This window comes from Spiroplasma endosymbiont of Melieria omissa (assembly GCF_964031175.1).
Classification (GTDB): Bacteria; Bacillota_I; Bacilli_A; order Mycoplasmatales; family VBWQ01; genus Spiroplasma_E; species Spiroplasma_E ixodetis_A.
This window is the reverse complement of sequence record NZ_OZ035012.1, coordinates 365,245-383,907: the sequence shown is the minus strand read 5'-3', so window position 1 is coordinate 383,907 and position 18,663 is coordinate 365,245. Positions and strand designations below refer to the sequence as shown.

The 18,663-nt window shown below is 22.9% G+C and carries 22 protein-coding genes and 2 pseudogenes; 16 read left to right on the top strand and 8 right to left on the bottom strand.

Translation table 4 applies throughout. The annotated features are described in order from the left end of the window. The first annotated feature begins 4 nt into the window (after positions 1 to 4). The 10 genes and pseudogenes from pheS to ACQH26_RS02480 form a co-directional block, all read left to right on the top strand. Complete coding sequence (pheS, locus tag ACQH26_RS02525; protein ID WP_425382751.1) at positions 5 to 1,069, top strand: phenylalanine--tRNA ligase subunit alpha; 1,065 nt, start codon at positions 5 to 7, stop codon at positions 1,067 to 1,069. Positions 1,070 to 1,093: 24 nt separating this feature from the next. Beyond that, the gene (gene pheT, locus ACQH26_RS02520; RefSeq protein WP_425382750.1) at positions 1,094 to 3,499 is read left to right on the top strand and encodes a phenylalanine--tRNA ligase subunit beta; all 2,406 of its coding nucleotides are present in this window, start codon (positions 1,094 to 1,096) and stop codon (positions 3,497 to 3,499) included. An 81-nt stretch (positions 3,500 to 3,580) separates the two neighbouring features. After that, positions 3,581 to 4,996 (top strand): MATE family efflux transporter, encoded by a 1,416-nt coding sequence (locus ACQH26_RS02515; protein ID WP_425382749.1) that lies wholly within the window; start codon positions 3,581 to 3,583, stop codon positions 4,994 to 4,996. A gap of 568 nt (positions 4,997 to 5,564) precedes the next feature. Continuing rightward, positions 5,565 to 5,885 carry a hypothetical protein gene (locus ACQH26_RS02510; RefSeq protein WP_425382748.1) on the top strand — a complete coding sequence of 107 codons (321 nt, stop codon included), beginning with the start codon at positions 5,565 to 5,567 and terminating at the stop codon, positions 5,883 to 5,885. A gap of 128 nt (positions 5,886 to 6,013) precedes the next feature. Then, positions 6,014 to 6,373, top strand: a complete 360-nt coding sequence (locus tag ACQH26_RS02505) for a helix-turn-helix domain-containing protein (RefSeq protein WP_425381863.1) — start codon at positions 6,014 to 6,016, stop codon at positions 6,371 to 6,373. 40 nt (positions 6,374 to 6,413) lie between these two features. Next, positions 6,414 to 6,902, top strand: a complete 489-nt coding sequence (locus ACQH26_RS02500) for an IS630 family transposase (RefSeq protein ID WP_425381862.1) — start codon at positions 6,414 to 6,416, stop codon at positions 6,900 to 6,902. A 122-nt stretch (positions 6,903 to 7,024) separates the two neighbouring features. Next, the gene (gene pnuC / locus ACQH26_RS02495; RefSeq protein WP_338960310.1) at positions 7,025 to 7,786 is read left to right on the top strand and encodes a nicotinamide riboside transporter PnuC; all 762 of its coding nucleotides are present in this window, start codon (positions 7,025 to 7,027) and stop codon (positions 7,784 to 7,786) included. 988 nt (positions 7,787 to 8,774) lie between these two features. Then, positions 8,775 to 9,173 carry a transposase family protein gene (locus tag ACQH26_RS02490; protein ID WP_425382747.1) on the top strand — a complete coding sequence of 133 codons (399 nt, stop codon included), beginning with the start codon at positions 8,775 to 8,777 and terminating at the stop codon, positions 9,171 to 9,173. Then, positions 9,127 to 9,621: a transposase family protein gene (locus tag ACQH26_RS02485; protein WP_425381872.1), complete on the top strand. Its 495-nt coding sequence runs from the start codon at positions 9,127 to 9,129 to the stop codon at positions 9,619 to 9,621. Before ACQH26_RS02490 ends, ACQH26_RS02485 begins: the two co-directional genes overlap by 47 nt. A gap of 1 nt (position 9,622) precedes the next feature. Further along, positions 9,623 to 10,053: pseudogene (locus tag ACQH26_RS02480) on the top strand (transposase); the annotation flags it as partial. A gap of 431 nt (positions 10,054 to 10,484) precedes the next feature. Here the strand turns inward: ACQH26_RS02480 and ACQH26_RS02475 are convergent. Beyond that, positions 10,485 to 11,607 (bottom strand): annotated as a pseudogene (locus ACQH26_RS02475) (IS3 family transposase). Positions 11,608 to 11,950: 343 nt separating this feature from the next. On the opposite strand from ACQH26_RS02475, the gene ACQH26_RS02470 reads away from it, so the two are divergent. Next, positions 11,951 to 12,160: a BspA family leucine-rich repeat surface protein gene (locus ACQH26_RS02470; protein ID WP_425383066.1), complete on the top strand. Its 210-nt coding sequence runs from the start codon at positions 11,951 to 11,953 to the stop codon at positions 12,158 to 12,160. A gap of 182 nt (positions 12,161 to 12,342) precedes the next feature. Beyond that, a protein-coding gene (locus ACQH26_RS02465; protein ID WP_425382012.1) for an IS5 family transposase occupies positions 12,343 to 13,132 on the top strand; the annotation gives its coding sequence in 2 pieces (ribosomal slippage) (positions 12,343 to 12,603 and positions 12,605 to 13,132; 789 coding nt in all). A 31-nt stretch (positions 13,133 to 13,163) separates the two neighbouring features. Here ACQH26_RS02465 and ACQH26_RS02460 read toward each other — a convergent pair. Beyond that, positions 13,164 to 13,400: an integrase core domain-containing protein gene (locus tag ACQH26_RS02460; protein WP_425383065.1), complete on the bottom strand. Its 237-nt coding sequence runs from the start codon at positions 13,398 to 13,400 to the stop codon at positions 13,164 to 13,166. A 181-nt stretch (positions 13,401 to 13,581) separates the two neighbouring features. Between ACQH26_RS02460 and ACQH26_RS02455 the strand changes: the two genes are divergently transcribed. Next, positions 13,582 to 13,941 carry a helix-turn-helix domain-containing protein gene (locus tag ACQH26_RS02455; protein ID WP_425381863.1) on the top strand — a complete coding sequence of 120 codons (360 nt, stop codon included), beginning with the start codon at positions 13,582 to 13,584 and terminating at the stop codon, positions 13,939 to 13,941. A gap of 40 nt (positions 13,942 to 13,981) precedes the next feature. Further along, a complete protein-coding gene (locus tag ACQH26_RS02450) occupies positions 13,982 to 14,470 on the top strand; it encodes an IS630 family transposase (RefSeq protein WP_425382141.1) in 489 nt (162 codons plus the stop codon). On the opposite strand, the gene ACQH26_RS02445 is transcribed toward ACQH26_RS02450, so the two are convergent. Next, a complete protein-coding gene (locus ACQH26_RS02445) occupies positions 14,463 to 15,236 on the bottom strand; it encodes a DDE-type integrase/transposase/recombinase (protein ID WP_425382746.1) in 774 nt (257 codons plus the stop codon). The two genes, ACQH26_RS02450 and ACQH26_RS02445, sit on opposite strands and share 8 nt — an antisense overlap. 320 nt (positions 15,237 to 15,556) lie before the next feature. Here ACQH26_RS02445 and rpsD point away from each other — a divergent pair, with 320 nt between their 5' ends. After that, positions 15,557 to 16,168 (top strand): 30S ribosomal protein S4, encoded by a 612-nt coding sequence (rpsD, locus tag ACQH26_RS02440; RefSeq protein ID WP_425382745.1) that lies wholly within the window; start codon positions 15,557 to 15,559, stop codon positions 16,166 to 16,168. A gap of 234 nt (positions 16,169 to 16,402) precedes the next feature. Next, positions 16,403 to 16,744: a hypothetical protein gene (locus ACQH26_RS02435; RefSeq protein ID WP_425382744.1), complete on the top strand. Its 342-nt coding sequence runs from the start codon at positions 16,403 to 16,405 to the stop codon at positions 16,742 to 16,744. Positions 16,745 to 16,808: 64 nt separating this feature from the next. On the opposite strand, the gene ACQH26_RS02430 is transcribed toward ACQH26_RS02435, so the two are convergent. The 5 genes from ACQH26_RS02430 to ACQH26_RS02410 form a co-directional block, all read right to left on the bottom strand. Continuing rightward, entirely contained in the window at positions 16,809 to 17,138 is a 330-nt protein-coding gene (locus ACQH26_RS02430) for a hypothetical protein (RefSeq protein WP_425382743.1), read from the bottom strand. Between the two features lie 74 nt (positions 17,139 to 17,212). Further along, complete coding sequence (locus tag ACQH26_RS02425) at positions 17,213 to 17,701, bottom strand: IS630 family transposase (protein ID WP_425382141.1); 489 nt, start codon at positions 17,699 to 17,701, stop codon at positions 17,213 to 17,215. Positions 17,702 to 17,741: 40 nt separating this feature from the next. Next, positions 17,742 to 18,101 (bottom strand): helix-turn-helix domain-containing protein, encoded by a 360-nt coding sequence (locus ACQH26_RS02420; protein ID WP_425382031.1) that lies wholly within the window; start codon positions 18,099 to 18,101, stop codon positions 17,742 to 17,744. 113 nt (positions 18,102 to 18,214) lie between these two features. Next, the gene (locus ACQH26_RS02415) at positions 18,215 to 18,361 is read right to left on the bottom strand and encodes a hypothetical protein (protein WP_425382742.1); all 147 of its coding nucleotides are present in this window, start codon (positions 18,359 to 18,361) and stop codon (positions 18,215 to 18,217) included. Then, positions 18,361 to 18,657 (bottom strand): hypothetical protein, encoded by a 297-nt coding sequence (locus tag ACQH26_RS02410; protein WP_425382741.1) that lies wholly within the window; start codon positions 18,655 to 18,657, stop codon positions 18,361 to 18,363. The genes ACQH26_RS02415 and ACQH26_RS02410 overlap by 1 nt, the downstream gene beginning before the upstream one ends. Positions 18,658 to 18,663: the final 6 nt, after the last annotated feature.

The window sequence follows — 18,663 nt, the reverse complement described above, 5'->3', positions numbered from 1 at the left end:
TAGAATGTTAGCGGTTAACGATTTAAAAAAAAGATTAGAAATTATTAGACAGCAAGCATTTAATAATATTGATGAAGTTGCTGATTTACATAAATTGCAAGTTTTAAAATCACAATATTTAGGTAAAAATTCGGATATTAATAATATATTAAAATCTTTAGAAAAGTTTCCTCATAATTTTAGAATTGAAATTGGTCAAGCAGCTAATAAATTAAAAAAAGAAATTAATGAATATATAATAAAAAAATTTAATGAAATTGAGAAAGATAACATTAATGAGCATCTTAAATCTTCAGAAATTGATTTAACACTACCGGCTATTGATTTTAATATTGGTCACATCAATCCTCTATTAAAAACTGTTACCGAAATATCTGAAATTTTTAAAAATTTGGGTTATCAAATCATTAGTGGTAATGAAGTAGAAAATGAAGAATATAATTTTAATCGCTTAAATTTACCATTTGATCATCCAGCAAGAGATATGCAAGATACTTTTTATCTTGAAAATAATAATGACAAACTTAATCGTTGATTATTAAGAACACACGCTACAAATATGACTGCACGCATTCTTAGCGAGCAAGATAAAAATTCAAAAGAAACCACGGCTATTATTAGTTTAGGAAATGTTTATCGAAAAGATGATGATGATGTTACTCATTCTCATCAATTTATGCAAGTTGATGGGTTTTTAGTTGGTTCTAATATTACTTTTGCAAATTTAAAATGAACATTAAATTATTTTTGTCAGCAATTTTTTGGTATGGAAACTAAAACAAGATTACGTCCTAGTTATTTCCCATTTACGGAGCCTTCAGTTGAAGTAGATGTAAGTTGCCCAAAATGTAATACAGAAGGTTGTTCATTATGTAAGTATACTGGTTGAATTGAAGTTTTAGGTGCTGGTATGATTCACCCAAATGTTTTTATTGCTGCTGGTTTAGATGAAACAACAGCAGGTTTTGCCTTTGGTGTAGGCATTGAAAGAATTACTATGATTAAATATGGCATTGACGATATCAGATTATTTTATAATAATGATTTTCGATTCTTAAAACAATTTTAAAAATTAAAAGGAGTATAAAATAAAATGATAGTTTCACGTAAAATCATTTCGCAGTGATTGAATATTAATAGCATTAAAGATTATGAAATCGTTGATGCTTTAAATAGTTTAGGTTTTGAGGTTGATCAAGTAAAAAATTTAATGTTTAGTAATACAAACTTAGTTGTTGGTCAAATTACTAAAATTACTAAACATCCTAAATCGAATAAATTAAATATTTGTGAAGTAACAGTAGGTACTGAAATGTTAACTATAGTTTGTGGTGCACCAAATGTAGTTATTGGTATTAAAGTTGTTGTAGCAAGGATAGGAAGTGTTTTAGGTAATGGTCTTACTATTGTTGAAAGAACAATTCAAGATGTTGTTTCTTCAGGAATGCTTTGTTCATTAACAGAATTAGGATTAAGCGGTATTGTTCAGAATAAAGAAGAATTAAGTGGTATTATTCATTTACCAGATGATGCAATGATTGGTAATATTAATCCGTTACAATATTTAAATTTAGATGATACAATTTTTTTTATTGATTTAACAGTAAATCGTAGTGATTGTTTGGGGATTTATAGTATTGCTAGAGAATTAAGCGGTTATTTTAAAATTCCTTTAAAAAACATGGAAGTTAGTAGTATAGGAAAATTTGATAATAAAAGTCAAGTTAGTGTTCTTAATGGTAAAATTCAAGCTTTAGCAACGTTAAAGATTGAATTTGATGATAAATCTGTAATAACACCAATTTGAATTAGAAGAACACTACAACTTGCAAATATTGTACCCAAAACTTTATCAGAAGATATTATTCATTTAGTAATGTTAGAATTGGGTCAACCCTTAATTACTTTTAGTGCTGATGTTTTAAAAAAACCATCTTTAAATATTTCACCTAAATCATACCCAGAAGGTAATTTGCAAATTAAAGAGGGCGATATTTTATTACACGATAAATATTTGGCTTTTAGTGTTTTAGGAGTTAGTCATAATATTGAATATGAAGTTAAACCAAGTTCCAAAGAAGTTTTTATATTTTCAATTAATCCTGATGTTACCTTAATGAGTAAACAAGCAAAACGACATGGTGCTCTTATTAATACATTATTAGAACGTTTAACAAGACCAGTTGTTCCTGATTATTATTTAATTGCTTTACAACGTTATTTGTTTATTTTAGGACAATTGCAAGTTAAATATGAAATTACCGGTTTTAGTAATGATGTTCCTTATCAAGTTAAAACAAAAGTAATTAACTTTAATTTTAATTTTATTAATAAAATTTTAGGTACAAAATTTGAGGTTAATGAAATAATTAATTATTTGACTATTATTGGTTGTCAAATTGAAATTGATGCAAAAAATCAAGAAATTTTAAAAGTAACAGTCCCTAATCATCGTAGTGATTTAAATAACGCTAATGATTTTAGTGAAGAAGTTGCCAGAGTATTTGGATATGATAAATTATCAGTTATTAAACCACAATTTAATGTATCATTTAAGTCACCAACAGCATTGGAAAATTTAATGATGAAATGAAGACAACATTTAACAAGTTATGGTTTTAATCAAGTAAAAACATATAGTTTAACAAGTATGCAGAGATTAAATGATTTTAATTTTTTTAAATATAAAATACCTGTAAAATTAGAAGCACCATTGATATTAACAAGAGAAGTTATGCGTTTTAGTTTGACAGATAGTTTATTAAGAATTTGTCAATATAATTATGCACGTAAAGAAACACAATTAAAAATTTTTACTGATGAAACTATTTATACAGGTGATGAAACTGATGATAATCATCATTTAGCTTTTATGATTATGGATAATTTTTGACCAAAAATTAATGCTAATAAAATTACTAATAGTACGTATTATTTTATTAAAGGTTTTTTAGATGGTTTTTTAGCAAAAGTTATGCCAAATTTATTTAACTCTATTGTTTATAAAAATAATAATAATTCTTTAATGCATCCGTATTTAAGCGCAGATATTTTTTATGAGCAAGAACATATTGCTACTATTGGCGCACTGCATCCACAAACTCAAAAAATAATGAATGTTGAAAAAATATTCTTAGCAGAAATTAATTGTAGTAAGTTAGTTAAAATCATAGAAGAACAACAAAAAGTAGTTTCTAAATTTAAGCTTTGATCAAAATTTAATGCTTTAAGTCGTGATATATCAATTATTGTTAATAGCGATATTCAATTTTCTGATGTAAAAAATGCTATAATGTTTGCAAATATTGATTTTTTAGAACAAATATCTTTGGTAGATTTTTATAATGATGAAAAATTAAAATCACAACATCAACACTCATTAACTTTTAATTTGAAATTTAATAGTCAAGAAGAACAATTAGATGAAACAAAAGTAAGTGGACAAATAAGTAATATTCAAGAAATATTAAAGAAAAAATTTCAAGCAATTATTCGTTAAAAATATAACAAAATATTAAATAATAACATTAATATATTTTTTTATTATATTAAATTTTAAATTGGGTGAGATGATATGAAAATGTTAAACAAAGATAATTTAAACTTTTATAAAATGGCATTATTATTTATGATTCCAATTTGTGCACAATCTTTAATTGAAACATTAATAAACTTAATGAATAATTTTGTCGTTAGTCAATTTGGAAATGATGATGCTATTGCCGGAGTTGCATCGTCAAGTAATATTTATGATATGGTTTGATATATCTTTTTTGCTATTGTTGCTACCGGTAATATTTTTACTGCTCAATATTTAGGTATTAAAGATAAGAAGAAAATTCAAGAAACTACTAATATAAAATTATTTTATACTTTAATTTTTTCAATATTTTTTGTTGTAATATTAGAATTATTTAGTAAACAAATTATGGGAGTAATTCTTGGTGCTGAAGATAATTCTCATCAAAATGCTATTGGTATTGCTGAAGAATATAGTAAATTAATTGCTTGAAATTACCCATTGTTAGGTTTTGCTTTTATTATGTCAATTACTATGAATACATGTGGCAATGTTAAAACACCATTGATAACTTCTATTTGTTCATTACTCTTAAATACATTTTTAGTTTGTATTTTATCATTACCATATAGTGGGGGACCACAATTAGGCATTGAAGGATTAGCAATAAGTTTAATTATTTCAAGAGCAGTAGAATGTTTTATATTGTTAGGTTATTTAATTTATAAAAAACCAATTTATGCTCCTAATTGAAATATTTTTAAATTTACAAAAGATTTACATAAAAAATATATTATTACTTTTATTCCTTTATTTGCTAGTCAAGTATTATTTGGTGTTTCAGTAGTAATGTTAACAGCTTTATATTCTCATTTTGGTGATACTGAAGTTGTTGCCGCTGTGCAAATTGTTGGTAGTGTTGTTGCTATTTTTTATTCTACTTTTAGGGGATATAATGCTTTAGTTGGATATGCTGTTGGTAGCAAGTTAGGTTCAGGAGAACTAGTACTGGCTAAAGAAAATGCTAAGAAGATATTAAAATTGAGTTTTGCTATTTCAACTGTTATTGCTTTAATTATTTTGGGTAGTGCTTTTTGAGTTCCAAAAGTATTATTTCCAAATTTATCTAATAATGCTATGAAACTTGCAGTTTGATATATGGCTTTTTCAGCAGTAACTTATTTTTTCATTAATATGATGCAACCATTATTTAGTTTTCTTTATGCTGGCGGCTATACTTTAATTATTAGTATTGCTGATCTATTTTTAATTTGATTTATTGATATTTTTATTACTTTTGCTTTATTGCAGTGAACTGACTTAAGTATTAAAATGGTAATTATGATTTCGTGTTTAAGTAAATCAGCTGATTTTATTTGTGCTTATGTATTTTATAAAATAATTCCTTGAAATAAAAATATTATTAATTCTAAAGTAGAAAATGTACCTCATCCGACATTTGAACCACATGGATAATATAAAAATCCCTTTTTAATAATAGATTTTATTTTAATAACTCTGTTTAAAAATTTTAAAAAAATTCTATTATATTTTAGCAAATAAATTCATATTTATCGTTTTATTTTTATTGTATTTAATATACAATTATTATAGTTTCTGGTGTGATTTTAGAGGATGGTAGAAGTAATGATTTTTTTATTTTTAGTTATAATTAAACTTTTATAATAATTAAATTTTAAATAACTAAATAAATACGGACATTAAAAATTTTGACATACCTTTATTATAAGAAATTTTTATTTTTTGAAAGAATTTTAAAAAATAAGTTTAAGTAAATATATAAAAATAGTAATAACACCAGAACTAATAAAATCATTTTGGAATTAAAAAAGAAATTAAGAAATAATAAAAAAATAAAAAAAGCATGATTGTTTTAAATTTTTTTTATTTTTTTATAAGAAGGAGAAAGAAAATATTAAAGTTTATAAGAAAATTTTATAATAAGTATCTTAAAAAGTACTTTAAAAAGAAAAATAAAGAATTACAAAAATTAAGAAAAGAAATTCTTCATATAGAAGAAGAGATGAAAAAACTAAAAGAAGATAATATTTTTTTATTTAAGACTATTAAAACGTTATTAAATTATCAAAATAGTTCAATTGATAATCCTTTATATTTTAATCAAGATGATCATATTTATGAAGAAATAAAAGAAAAAGCTATTTTTGAAAAATTTATTTATGAAAATGTAAAAGATGAAACAACTTCATTGAGTTCAGTTGGTAATAATGTTCCTCCACAATTACCACCAAGAAATAAAACAAGTGAAAATAATATGAAAGTAACGACCGAAGAAATTAATGAAATAAAACTATCAAATATTACAAAAAAAATAGAAGAATAACCTATATATAGCTAACTAAAGTAATATTTACTCATAAATAATGTAAAATAATAATATGTAATTTAAACAGTTTTTGAATTTAAAAGTACAATTCAGCAATAATTAAAATAGATTAGGAAGATTAAATTATGCCAAAACCATACAGTGAAGACTTACGAAGAAAAGTAATAGAAGCTTATGAAAGTAAAAATATGAAAATTAAAGAAATTTGTAAAGTGTTCAATATCACTAGAAAGACTTTATTTTTATGAAGAAAAAGAAAAAAAGAAACTGGGCATATAAAACCAATTTTGAATTATCAAAAAGGACATAGCCACAAAATAAAGGATTTAGATGAATTAAAAAATTATTTAGCAGAAAATAAAGATGTTACAGTTCAAAAAGTAATTGATAAATTTGGAAATATGACTAAAGAAACAGTTTATAACTATTTTAAAAAACTAAATTATACATATAAAAAAAACTTTTCTATATGAACAAAGAGATAAAAATAAACAAGAAGATTTTTTAAAAGAAATAGCTAAAATAATGAATGAAGATTTAGTATATATTGATGAATCTGGAATTGATGATAATGAATTTTATAAATATGGTTGATCTGAAAAAGGTAAAAGATTATTTGATAATAAACCCGCATATAAAATAAAGAGAATGAGTATAATTGGTTCACTAAATAAAGGTAAATTAAAAGCCTTATGAGCATTTGAAGGACATTGCAATAGTAAAATTTTTGAATCATATGTTAAAAATAAACTAATTCCAGTATTAAAGCGTGGACAAATTATAGTTTTAGATAATGCAACGTTTCATAAATCTAAATTAACACAACAATTAATTGAAAATGCTGGATGCAAACTATTATTTCTTCCGCCATATTCTCCTAATTTAAATCCAATTGAACATTTTTGATTTGCTATAAAACATAATATAAGAAAAATATTACCAAATTATTGACCAAATATTAAAAAAGCGATTGATTTTGTTTTTCAAGATATGAGTAAACATTACTTTAGTTAGCTATAAAATTTAGATTTATAAAAAGAAAGAAAAATATAAAAGAATTTTTATTATCAATACCCAAAGATCTTAATAAAATTCCATTTTCTGCTAAAGTAGCTATTATTTGTTTAGGAATTTTTATGTTATGAAATACATTTTTTGATTTGAATCATTTTATTAATCCTAATTTATATCCTTCGGTCTGAACTATTGTAAATCGTCAAGCTTATCATCCTTGACAGCAAGTATTATTATTCTTAAATGGTATTGCTGCTTTTACTAATGTTATTTGTATAATTTTAATTTCGTTTGGTAAAATTTCTAATTTTTTTTGAGGTTTTTTTGCTGTTAGTATTTATGGTTGTATTGCTTTAGTTTGAGATTATGTTGGTGATATGCAGTTGAATTTATTTTTCTTTTTGCCTTTTCAATTTATTGGCTATAGTTTATGGAAATTTCATTTAGATTCACAACAAGAAATAATTTCTAAACGTTTAAATTTAAAAACAAGTATTGTTACTATTTACTTTGCAATTGTTTTATCAGTATTTTTTTATTTTGAAATTCCTGAATTTTCACGTGTAATTTTAGGGAAATATGATTTTGATGGTAATACTTTTCAACAAGTTTTACCACATATTCTAGATTCATTAACTAATTCTTTAAGTATTGTTGCGCAAATACTAATGTTATTACGTTTTCGTGAACAATGAATTTTTTGAATAATTGTTAATATTTTTCAAATAGCTATGTATTCGGGAGCTGCTCATAATCGTTTGGATGTAAATCTTTTATTAATGTGAATTGTTGCTCTTGGTAATTCATGCTTTGGTTTTTATCAATGATTTTTTGTAAGAAGTAAAGAAAAAGTGGTAGTTAAAAAAGAAACATATGAACATTAATATTTTTTAAATAAGAAAAATAATAATTTAAATTAATCTAGTGATATTTAAATTATTATTAAGTTTTGTTTATTATTCATCTTTTTGTTGAATTCATTATTAAGTCACCACATATAATAATTTCATCAAAATAATTATATAATTTTTCTTTATTAATTAATTTATCTAATGAATGAGTTGTAATTTCCTTTCATTTTTTGTATGTTATATCATATGTTTTCATTCCATCCAATAATAAATGTTGAATAAGATAATTAACATAAATTAATAAAATAATTTTTTTCTTTAAATTTATGAAGGATAAATTTTTCTTTTTTTTTCTAAAATTGCATTTTCCAAATTTTTTAAATATGTTGTATCATTTACTTTTTGTAGTGTGCCATTAGATTTATTAGAATTATCATTTAATAAAAATTCCGCATGTCTTGAACGCTTTTTCTTGTCTTTTTCGTCACAATATACACTAGTATGTTCAATATATGTTGTTTTATTATTGTAAGTAACTTCTAAATCTGGAAATTCATGATTTCTTCATGTAATTTTTACTGGGTTAGTTAAATTAATTAATTGATTTAATTTTATTTTTACAAATTCAGAATTAATTTCAAGTTTATTTTTATAATTATTTATTTTAATTTCTTCATTAATAATTATGTTATAAATTAAAAATAATTGCTCATTATCTAATAACTTTAAAAAAACTTTTCTGAATTTCTTAAGTTTTTACTTGTGATTAATATTTTTCCATTTAGTAGGTTTTTATTATATTCTTTGTTCATTTTAATTACCTTTATTAATATTTTTAGATTTTTTTAATATTTATGTTGTGAAATTTATTAAGTATAGAAATATAGAAAGGTTTTTAAATTTATAGGATAGATTTATTTTATCTTATAAATTTAATATTAAAGACTTACTGCATAACTAGTTAACTTTTCATTTTTTTGTTATTATTAAAATAAAATTTGAATAGTTAAGGATAAATTTTATGACATATTTTGAATTAAAAGATAAACCGGATCAATATTTTCGTAAAATAGTTGGTATTAATAAACTAGTTTTTAATGAAATTTTAAATATTTTATTAGATCATCAAAATCTAAAAAATACCACTGGTGGAAGGCCATATAAAATGTCAATAGAAGATAGACTAGTAATGACTTTAAGATATTTATATGAAAATCGTACATATCATAGTATTGGTGCTGAGTATGATATGGTTGATACTACTGCTTTACGAAATATTCGTTCAATTGAAGACATTTTAATAAATAATAATAAGTTTAATAATTTAACAAATAAAAATATTTTTTTAAAAAGAAGAATTCAAAAACAAAATTTTGATAATTGATGTAACAGAAGTAGAAACAGAACGACCAAAATATAATCAAAAAGATTGATTTTCTGGCAAAAAATGAATGCATACTGTTAAGTTTCAAACCATAATTAATGCACATACTAATGAAATTTTAAATATTTTTCCTGATACTGGTAAAAATCATGATTTTAAAACTTTTAAAAATTCAAAGTTAGAATTTTTGTCAGAAACTGTAATTCTTGCAGATAAAGGTTATCAAGGTTTACAAAAAATTCATAGTAATACATTTTTACCCATTAAAACTAGTAAAAATAATCCTAAAACAAGTAAAATTAAAATTTTTAATAAGATTATTAATAAAACTCGCAGAAAAATTGAACATGTTTTTGCATTTTTAAAATGTTTTAAAATTATTGGTTATAAATTTAGAAAAGGTAGAAAACGAATATTTTTAAGATTTAATTTAATTGCAGGATTTTATAATTTATCATTAAAACTTAAAAACGTTATGCAGTAAGTCTTATATTTGCTTATTAATTGACCTATTTAACCGCGAAATTATTGGACATAGTGTGTAGGTACTAGAAAAGATGCCTTATTAGTACATCAAGCATTTATGCAATCAAATCGCTGTTTAAAAGATATTCAAATATTTCATAGTGATTGTGGTAATGAATTTAATAATAAAATTATTGATAAACTTTTACTAGCATTCAATATTACTCGCTCTTTAAGCAAAAAAGGTTGTCCTTATGACAATGCTGTTGCTGAAGCAACTTTTAAAACTTTCAAAACTGAATTTATTAATGATAAAAATTTTAGATCATTAATCCAATTAAAATTAGAATTATTTGATTACATCAATTGATACAACAACATAAGAATCCACAGCACTTTAAACTACTTAACTCCAGTTAATTATCAAAAACAAATGTCTACCAAAAAATAGTCCTAAAAAGTGTTGCCATTCCATTCTTTAATTTTCATATTTTTACTTTCATAAGCTTCTATTACTTTTCTTCGTAAGTCTTCACTGTATGGTTTTGGCATAATTTAATCTTCCTAATCTATTTTAATTATTGCTGAATTGTACTTTTAAATTCAAAAACTGTTTAAATTACATATTATTATTTTACATTATTTATGAGTAAATATTACTTTAGTTAGCTATAATAGGTCCCTACAACAGGTCTATATATACTAGTTTACAATTCGCTCCCACCCCAAGAATTACCATTAAATGGTTAGTATATTTTATTAGGTATCACTCCACTTATTATTTATTCATGCAAGTCCACATGCTAGCCACTATTTTGAACAACTGTGTTATGGTTCACTTTTTTAATTCCTTAACACGTGGAATGGCAACACTTTTTAGGACTATTTTTTGGTAGACATTTGTTTTTGATAATTAACTGGAGTTAAGTAGTTTAAAGTGCTGTGGATTCTTATGTTGTTGTATCAATTGATGTAATCAAATAATTCTAATTTTAATTGGATTAATGATCTAAAATTTTTATCATTAATAAATTCAGTTTTGAAAGTTTTAAAAGTTGCTTCAGCAACAGCATTGTCATAAGGACAACCTTTTTTGCTTAAAGAGCGAGTAATATTGAATGCTAGTAAAAGTTTATCAATAATTTTATTATTAAATTCATTACCACAATCACTATGAAATATTTGAATATCTTTTAAACAGCGATTTGATTGCATAAATGCTTGATGTACTAATAAGGCATCTTTTCTAGTACCTACACACTATGTCCAATAATTTCGCGGTTAAATAGGTCAATTAATAAGCAAATATAGTTTCATTTACCATTAACTTGAACATAAGTTAAATCACTGACAATAACTTCATTTTTAAGCCTATTATTAAAGTTTCTATTCACAAGATTAGTGATTTTTTCATCATTTACTTTGTTATTATGATTTTTGAATGATAATTTAGTGTATTTTGATATTAAATTATGCTTATTCATAATTTCTTTAATTTTTCGTCTTGATAAATAAATTTCTTGGTTTTCTAATATTACTTTTAATCTTCTTGTTCCATAAACACATTTATTTTCTTTAAAAGCACTAATAATAGCTTCATCATAAATATTATTTTGAATTTTATTTTCTTTTTTCTTTAAATTAAAATAATATGTTGATTTAGAAATTTTTAAAAAATGACACATTGTGCGAATTTTATATTTAAACTTATTGTTTGTAATAATTTCTATTTTCTGCCTATTATTAGTGCTGCTTGCTTTAAAATATCATTTTCCATTCGTAATTGTTTTAATTCTTTTCTTAATTTAATTAATTCATTTTCTTCAACAGAACGATTATCTTTAGCTTTAAAACTACCTGAATTAGTAAATTGCTTAATTCAATTATAAGTAGCTGCTCTTGTAACATTATATTCTTTAGCAAGGTAAGATACTGATTTGCCGCTTTGATATAAAGCTACTATTTGTTTTTTAAATTCATCGGTATATGAATTAATATTGGCCATAATTATAGTTCCTTTCTTTCAACTAATTTGTTCACTTGTCTACGTAATTAGTGTCCAATAAAGTGTAACCCATCCACGTGTTGATAATAGTATTAAAGAAAGTTATTAAAAATTTTAAAATTTTACAATTACAAAAAAAAGACAAGATTATTTCTTGCCTTTTTCCTTAATAACTTTGAGAATAATTTTTATTTTTTTTAAATGTATATTTTTTTAAATACGTCGAATATAATAAATTTAAATTTAAGGGTTAAAGAGAGTAATTTTGTCTAATTTTTCATTATTTTTCAAATAATTCATTTTTGGAAATAAGTTACTAATATGATAATTAATTATTTCGTAAATTTGACAACCGTCCGCTGGCGAAAAATTTAATCAAGATCTTTCAGATTGAGATACTTCTAATGTAAAAGATATGAATTTTATGTTCTATGATGCAAAAAAATTTAATCAAGATATTTTGGATTGAGATGTAGAAAAAATCAATATATTCTATTGATTTTTTCTGGAATTCAGGAATAACTGATATCAAAAAAATGCCAAAATTCAATAACTAACTTTTTAAGTTAAATACTAAATTTTATTATATAAATTTAAATTATTTTTTAAAAAAAATAATAACTAAAATTTAATGATATTTAATTGTAAAAATGAAAAAATATGTAAGAACCTGTTTAGAATCTTTTCGAAAATAATGTAAAATGATTATATATTTTAAAATCAGAGGTATATATTATGCATAAAAATTATCCAAGTCATGTCACCAAAGAACAATTTGAGAACATAAAATCAATTTTAGAAAATAGCAAAAAGAAAACAAAACCAAGAAGTTTAGATTTATATGAAGTATTTTGTGCAATTTTATATGTATTAAAAAGTGGTTGTCAATGAAGAATGCTACCAAAAAATTTTCCAAAATGACAAACTGTATATTATTATTTTCAAATTTGAAGTAAAAATAACGGTAAAGAAGCTAGTGTATGGCAATTAATTTTAAAAAAAATTGGTTAAAAAAGTTCGTATCAACAATAATCGCAAAGAACAAACTAGTTTTTGTATAATTGATTCGCAAAGTGTTAAAAATACAGATACTACTGAAAATAAAGGTTATGATGCTGGTAAAAAGATTTCAGGAATAAAGCGTCATATTATTGTTGATTCTCAAGGTTTACCACATGCAATTTACATAACCACAGCAGAAAAAACAGATCGTAATAGCGCTATAATAATGATTGAAAATGAAAAAGAAAATCTTTCTGCAGTTCAAAAAATAATAGTAGATGCTGGTTATACTGGTGAAAAATTTGCTTCTGAAATCAAAACAATCATAAATGCAAATGTTGAAATTATAAAACGGAATGAACTACATACTTTTGTAGTATTACCAAAAAGATGAATTGTAGAACGAAGCTTTGCTTGATTAGAAAAATACAGAAGATTATGAAAAAATTGTGAAAGAAAACTAAATACTAGTTTACAAATGGTTGTTCTTTCCTTTATTTCAGTTTTATTAAAAAGATTCTAAACAGGTTCTAAGGTAGTACAGACATTTTGGACTATTTTTTATCTAATAAAAGTTTATCAAAATAATCCATAGGAGTCATTAATCCTAATGATTTATGTGGTTTAGAATTGTTATAATATTCTTGAAAAGAATTCACTAATTTTTGAAATAAACTAAAATCACTATTTAAATATGGTTTTATTTCAAATAAATTACTTCAATTTCTGTGAAATCTTTCAATCTTACCATTACTCTGTGGTGATCTAAACGGTGTAGTTTCATGAACTATACCTTTTTTATTACAAAAATTTGTAAATCAACGATTCCTTTGTGGTTTTCCACAAGATGTATAGCTAACTAAATTAATATTTACTCATAAATAATGTAAAATAATAATATGTAATTTAAACAGTTTTTGAATTTAAAAGTACAATTCAGCAATAATTAAAATAGATTAGGAAGATTAAATTATGCCAAAACCATACAGTGAAGACTTACGAAGAAAAGTAATAGAAGCTTATGAAAGTAAAAATATGAAAATTAAAGAAATTTGTAAAGTGTTCAATATCACTAGAAAGACTTTATTTTTATGAAGAAAAAGAAAAAAAGAAACTGGGCATATAAAACCAATTTTGAATTATCAAAAAGGACATAGCCACAAAATAAAGGATTTAGATGAATTAAAAAATTATTTAGCAGAAAATAAAGATGTTACAGTTCAAAAAGTAATTGATAAATTTGGAAATATGACTAAAGAAACAGTTTATAACTATTTTAAAAAACTAAATTATACATATAAAAAAAACTTTTCTATATGAACAAAGAGATAAAAATAAACAAGAAGATTTTTTAAAAGAAATAGCTAAAATAATGAATGAAGATTTAGTATATATTGATGAATCTGGAATTGATGATAATGAATTTTATAAATATGGTTGATCTGAAAAAGGTAAAAGATTATTTGATAATAAACCCGCATATAAAATAAAGAGAATGAGTATAATTGGTTCACTAAATAAAGGTAAATTAAAAGCCTTATGAGCATTTGAAGGACATTGCAATAGTAAAATTTTTGAATCATATGTTAAAAATAAACTAATTCCAGTATTAAAGCGTGGACAAATTATAGTTTTAGATAATGCAACGTTTCATAAATCTAAATTAACACAACAATTAATTGAAAATGCTGGATGCAAACTATTATTTCTTCCGCCATATTCTCCTAATTTAAATCCAATTGAACATTTTTGATTTGCTATAAAACATAATATAAGAAAAATATTACCAAATTATTGACCAAATATTAAAAAAGCGATTGATTTTGTTTTTGAAGATATGAGTAAACATTACTTTAGTTAGCTATATTAGTATATTGACTACCATTATCAGTTCTAATTCTTTTAATTTTAATTCCTAATTTTTCATAGAAATTTAAAGCATTTTTAGTAGCATTTACAATATCTCTGGTTTGTGCTTGTTCAGATGGATAACAATAAGTAATTCGAGTTTTTTCATCAATAAAATCAATAATATATCATCTTTTACTTCCTGTTATATAATCTGATACTACTTTAATATCAGTTTGTAATAATCCAGTTTCTTTTACTTCATATCTCAAATGTTTTTTCTTAATAACTTTTTGTGAACAAAAACCAAAACGTTTTAATCAACGATATATAGTTTTAACCGAGGGTTTTGGCAAAAAATTAAACCTAATATCATCAATATGCCTTATTAAATAACAAAATTGAAAAGCACCTATACCAAACTCTTCTTTATACTGAACAAAATAATTTATAAATTTTTCTGATAATTCCAACTTATAGAAATATTTAATATTTTTAGGTTTTGTTGACTTAAATAATAATTCTTCAAAAGGTTTATTTCTGTAAAAAACATCATAAAAACGTTTAGCTCAATAATAAAAGGTTTGCTTTGGCATATGTAATTGAGAAATTATTTCTTTACAAGTATTTTTATTTTTAAAAATAAAACAAAATTTTCTAAATTTACGATAATAAATATTAACTTTATTAATATTTTTATCATTTTTATACTTTTCTACAAATTTGTTAAATTTATAATCAAATTTAGTAAAATCAGCACTATTAATTAAATATTTCATTTTAAACTACACCTCAACTAATAATATAAAGTTATAAAAACTTTTATTAGTCCAAAAAGTGTGTCTAATCTACAAAAAATGAAAAAATAATATTTGACAAATAACATTACTTATCCTATAATTAACAAGCATTCACGAAAGCAGCAAATAAGTATTATTAAGTTGCAAATAGTTTACCCTCAAAGATTATTCTTTTTATTAGTAGAATTTTCTATTAATCTTAATAGTAACCAGTGCTGTTCTGGCGAATTGTAAACTATCTTAATGAGAACTTATTAAAGTCTCTTTGTGTTTGTATACATTCCAAGGAGGTTTTTATTATGTCAAGATATACTGGTCCAGTTTTTAGAAAATCAAGAAGATTAAACTTCTCAATTCTTGAATCTGGTAAAGAATTTGCAAAAGGAAAAAAGCGAACATTCGCTCCTGGACAACACGGTCAAAAAAGAATTAAACTTTCTAACTTTGGATTACAATTACAAGAAAAACAAAAAATTCGTTTCACTTATGGTTTAAATGCTCGTCAAATGAAAAATTTATTTGATGAATCAAAAAAAACTCATGGTGTTACTGGTACTAACTTGTTGGTATTCTTAGAATCAAGATTAGATAATATTGTTTTTCGTTTAGGTTTATCTTTAACAAGAAAAGGTGCTCGTCAATTAGTAAATCATGGTCATGTTTTAGTTAATGGTAAAAAAGTTAATATTCCTTCATATCGTGTTAAAATAGGAGATAAAATTACTATTACTGAAAAAGCACAAAAAAATGCAAAAATTATTGAAGCATTAAGCGCTAACGCTTCAACATTACCATTTATTGAATTCAATAAAAAAACATTTATTGGTACATATGTACGTCATCCACTACGTGACGAACTAAATACTGATATTAATGAAGCATTAGTTGTTGAATCATATGGACGTGCTTAAAATTAATAATTAATTTAAAATCTGTTATCAACTGATAACAGATTTATTTTTTAGATGGTAAATGTCAATAAAAGCATTTATCATTTTTTTGTTTTTGAAAAAATAAAATATAAATTAATTATCTATCAATCAATTTCCTTAAAACAAAACTAAAAATTAATTTTTCTCCTACTACTATGTCAATTAAATTAAATGATATAATGTTAATTATAGATGAAGAAAGGAAAAATAAAAATGATTAAAAATGAAATTTCTGAAAAAATAGTTAGTATTACTTTTGTAATAGCTGTTATGATAACAGCTATTGGCTGATTAGGAATTAGTAAAAATAAAAAGAAATATTTAATTTTATGAATAGCTATAATTCCTTTAATTTTTAGTAACATATTTTCATTTTTTACTAAAAATTATTATGACAATATTTTACTAATATCAGTACTAACGATATCTTATTTAATTTATATAGGCTTTTTAATCGTTAGTACTTATCGATTTATTAAGATAAAAGACAAAAAAGAAATTAATAATAAACAAGTAGAAAATACTATTGATTTAATAAAAAATAAAATATTGTAAAAGTTACCCCAAAGGGTAACTTTTACATGTTCTCTATAAATAATGATCTTAATATAAGTTCATATTATATAGCATTAAGAAAACTATTTGAACCATTACTATTATTAGGAATATGTTCTTGATTTGCTGCATCGATAAAATTTTGTTGTCTTATTGGACCATTTTCTAAAATTTGATTAATTCTTGTTTGCAAGTCAGGATTATTAGGTTCTTTATATTTATTAGCGTTTTTTCATCTTGAATTTGGTGCTTCAATTTCTTCTTTTCTAGTAACTAATTCTTTATATATTTCTTCTAATTTTTTAAACTTTTCTAATTCATCAACATTATTAAGAGCATTTACTATTTCTTTTTCTTTTAATAGTTGGATATTAATTCGATGTTGAAGTGACATATAAAAAGGAGTATAGGAAACAGAATATCCCGCTTTACTTTCTACATTATAAATTTTCTCTTCAACTTCTATAGCTAACTAAAGTAATGTTTACTCATATCTTCAAAAACAAAATCAATCGCTTTTTTAATATTTGGTCAATAATTTGGTAATATTTTTCTTATATTATGTTTTATAGCAAATCAAAAATGTTCAATTGGATTTAAATTAGGAGAATATGGCGGAAGAAATAATAGTTTGCATCCAGCATTTTCAATTAATTGTTGTGTTAATTTAGATTTATGAAACGTTGCATTATCTAAAACTATAATTTGTCCACGCTTTAATACTGGAATTAGTTTATTTTTAACATATGATTCAAAAATTTTACTATTGCAATGTCCTTCAAATGCTCATAAGGCTTTTAATTTACCTTTATTTAGTGAACCAATTATACTCATTCTCTTTATTTTATATGCGGGTTTATTATCAAATAATCTTTTACCTTTTTCAGATCAACCATATTTATAAAATTCATTATCATCAATTCCAGATTCATCAATATATACTAAATCTTCATTCATTATTTTAGCTATTTCTTTTAAAAAATCTTCTTGTTTATTTTTATCTCTTTGTTCATATAGAAAAGTTTTTTTTATATGTATAATTTAGTTTTTTAAAATAGTTATAAACTGTTTCTTTAGTCATATTTCCAAATTTATCAATTACTTTTTGAACTGTAACATCTTTATTATCTGCTAAATAATTTTTTAATTCATCTAAATCCTTTATTTTGTGGCTATGTCCTTTTTGATAATTCAAAATTGGTTTTATATGCCCAGTTTCTTTTTTTCTTTTTCTTCATAAAAATAAAGTCTTTCTAGTGATATTGAACACTTTACAAATTTCTTTAATTTTCATATTTTTACTTTCATAAGCTTCTATTACTTTTCTTCGTAAGTCTTCACTGTATGGTTTTGGCATAATTTAATCTTCCTAATCTATTTTAATTATTGCTGAATTGTACTTTTAAATTCAAAAACTGTTTAAATTACATATTATTATTTTACATTATTTATGAGTAAATATTACTTTAGTTAGCTATACATATTTTTAGTTCATAAAACAGTTAATGTATTGAATGTTTCATTATAAACAATATTATTACTTTCATTTGAATATATAACAATTCCATTATTACCAATACCAGCGGGATCAATACCAATAATTAAGTCATATTGCATTATTCAAAGTCACCATTTTGAATTTTTTCTTGTAATTTCATTATTAATTTAAGTTTTCAATTACTAATATTAATTTTAATTACATCACTAATATCATCTTTAAGTAATTCCATAAATTCATTTTCAAGATAATTAATTAAATTTTCCTTATATTGAGTAATTACTTCTTTTTTAAAATTTTCTCTTAATTTTTCTATATTATTTAAATGTTCCTTTGTTATTGCTTTACTAAGTTTTTTATTATATTCATTAATATTTTTTTGGTCTTTGCAAGAAAATGGTTTTTCTTTATCCATATTTAT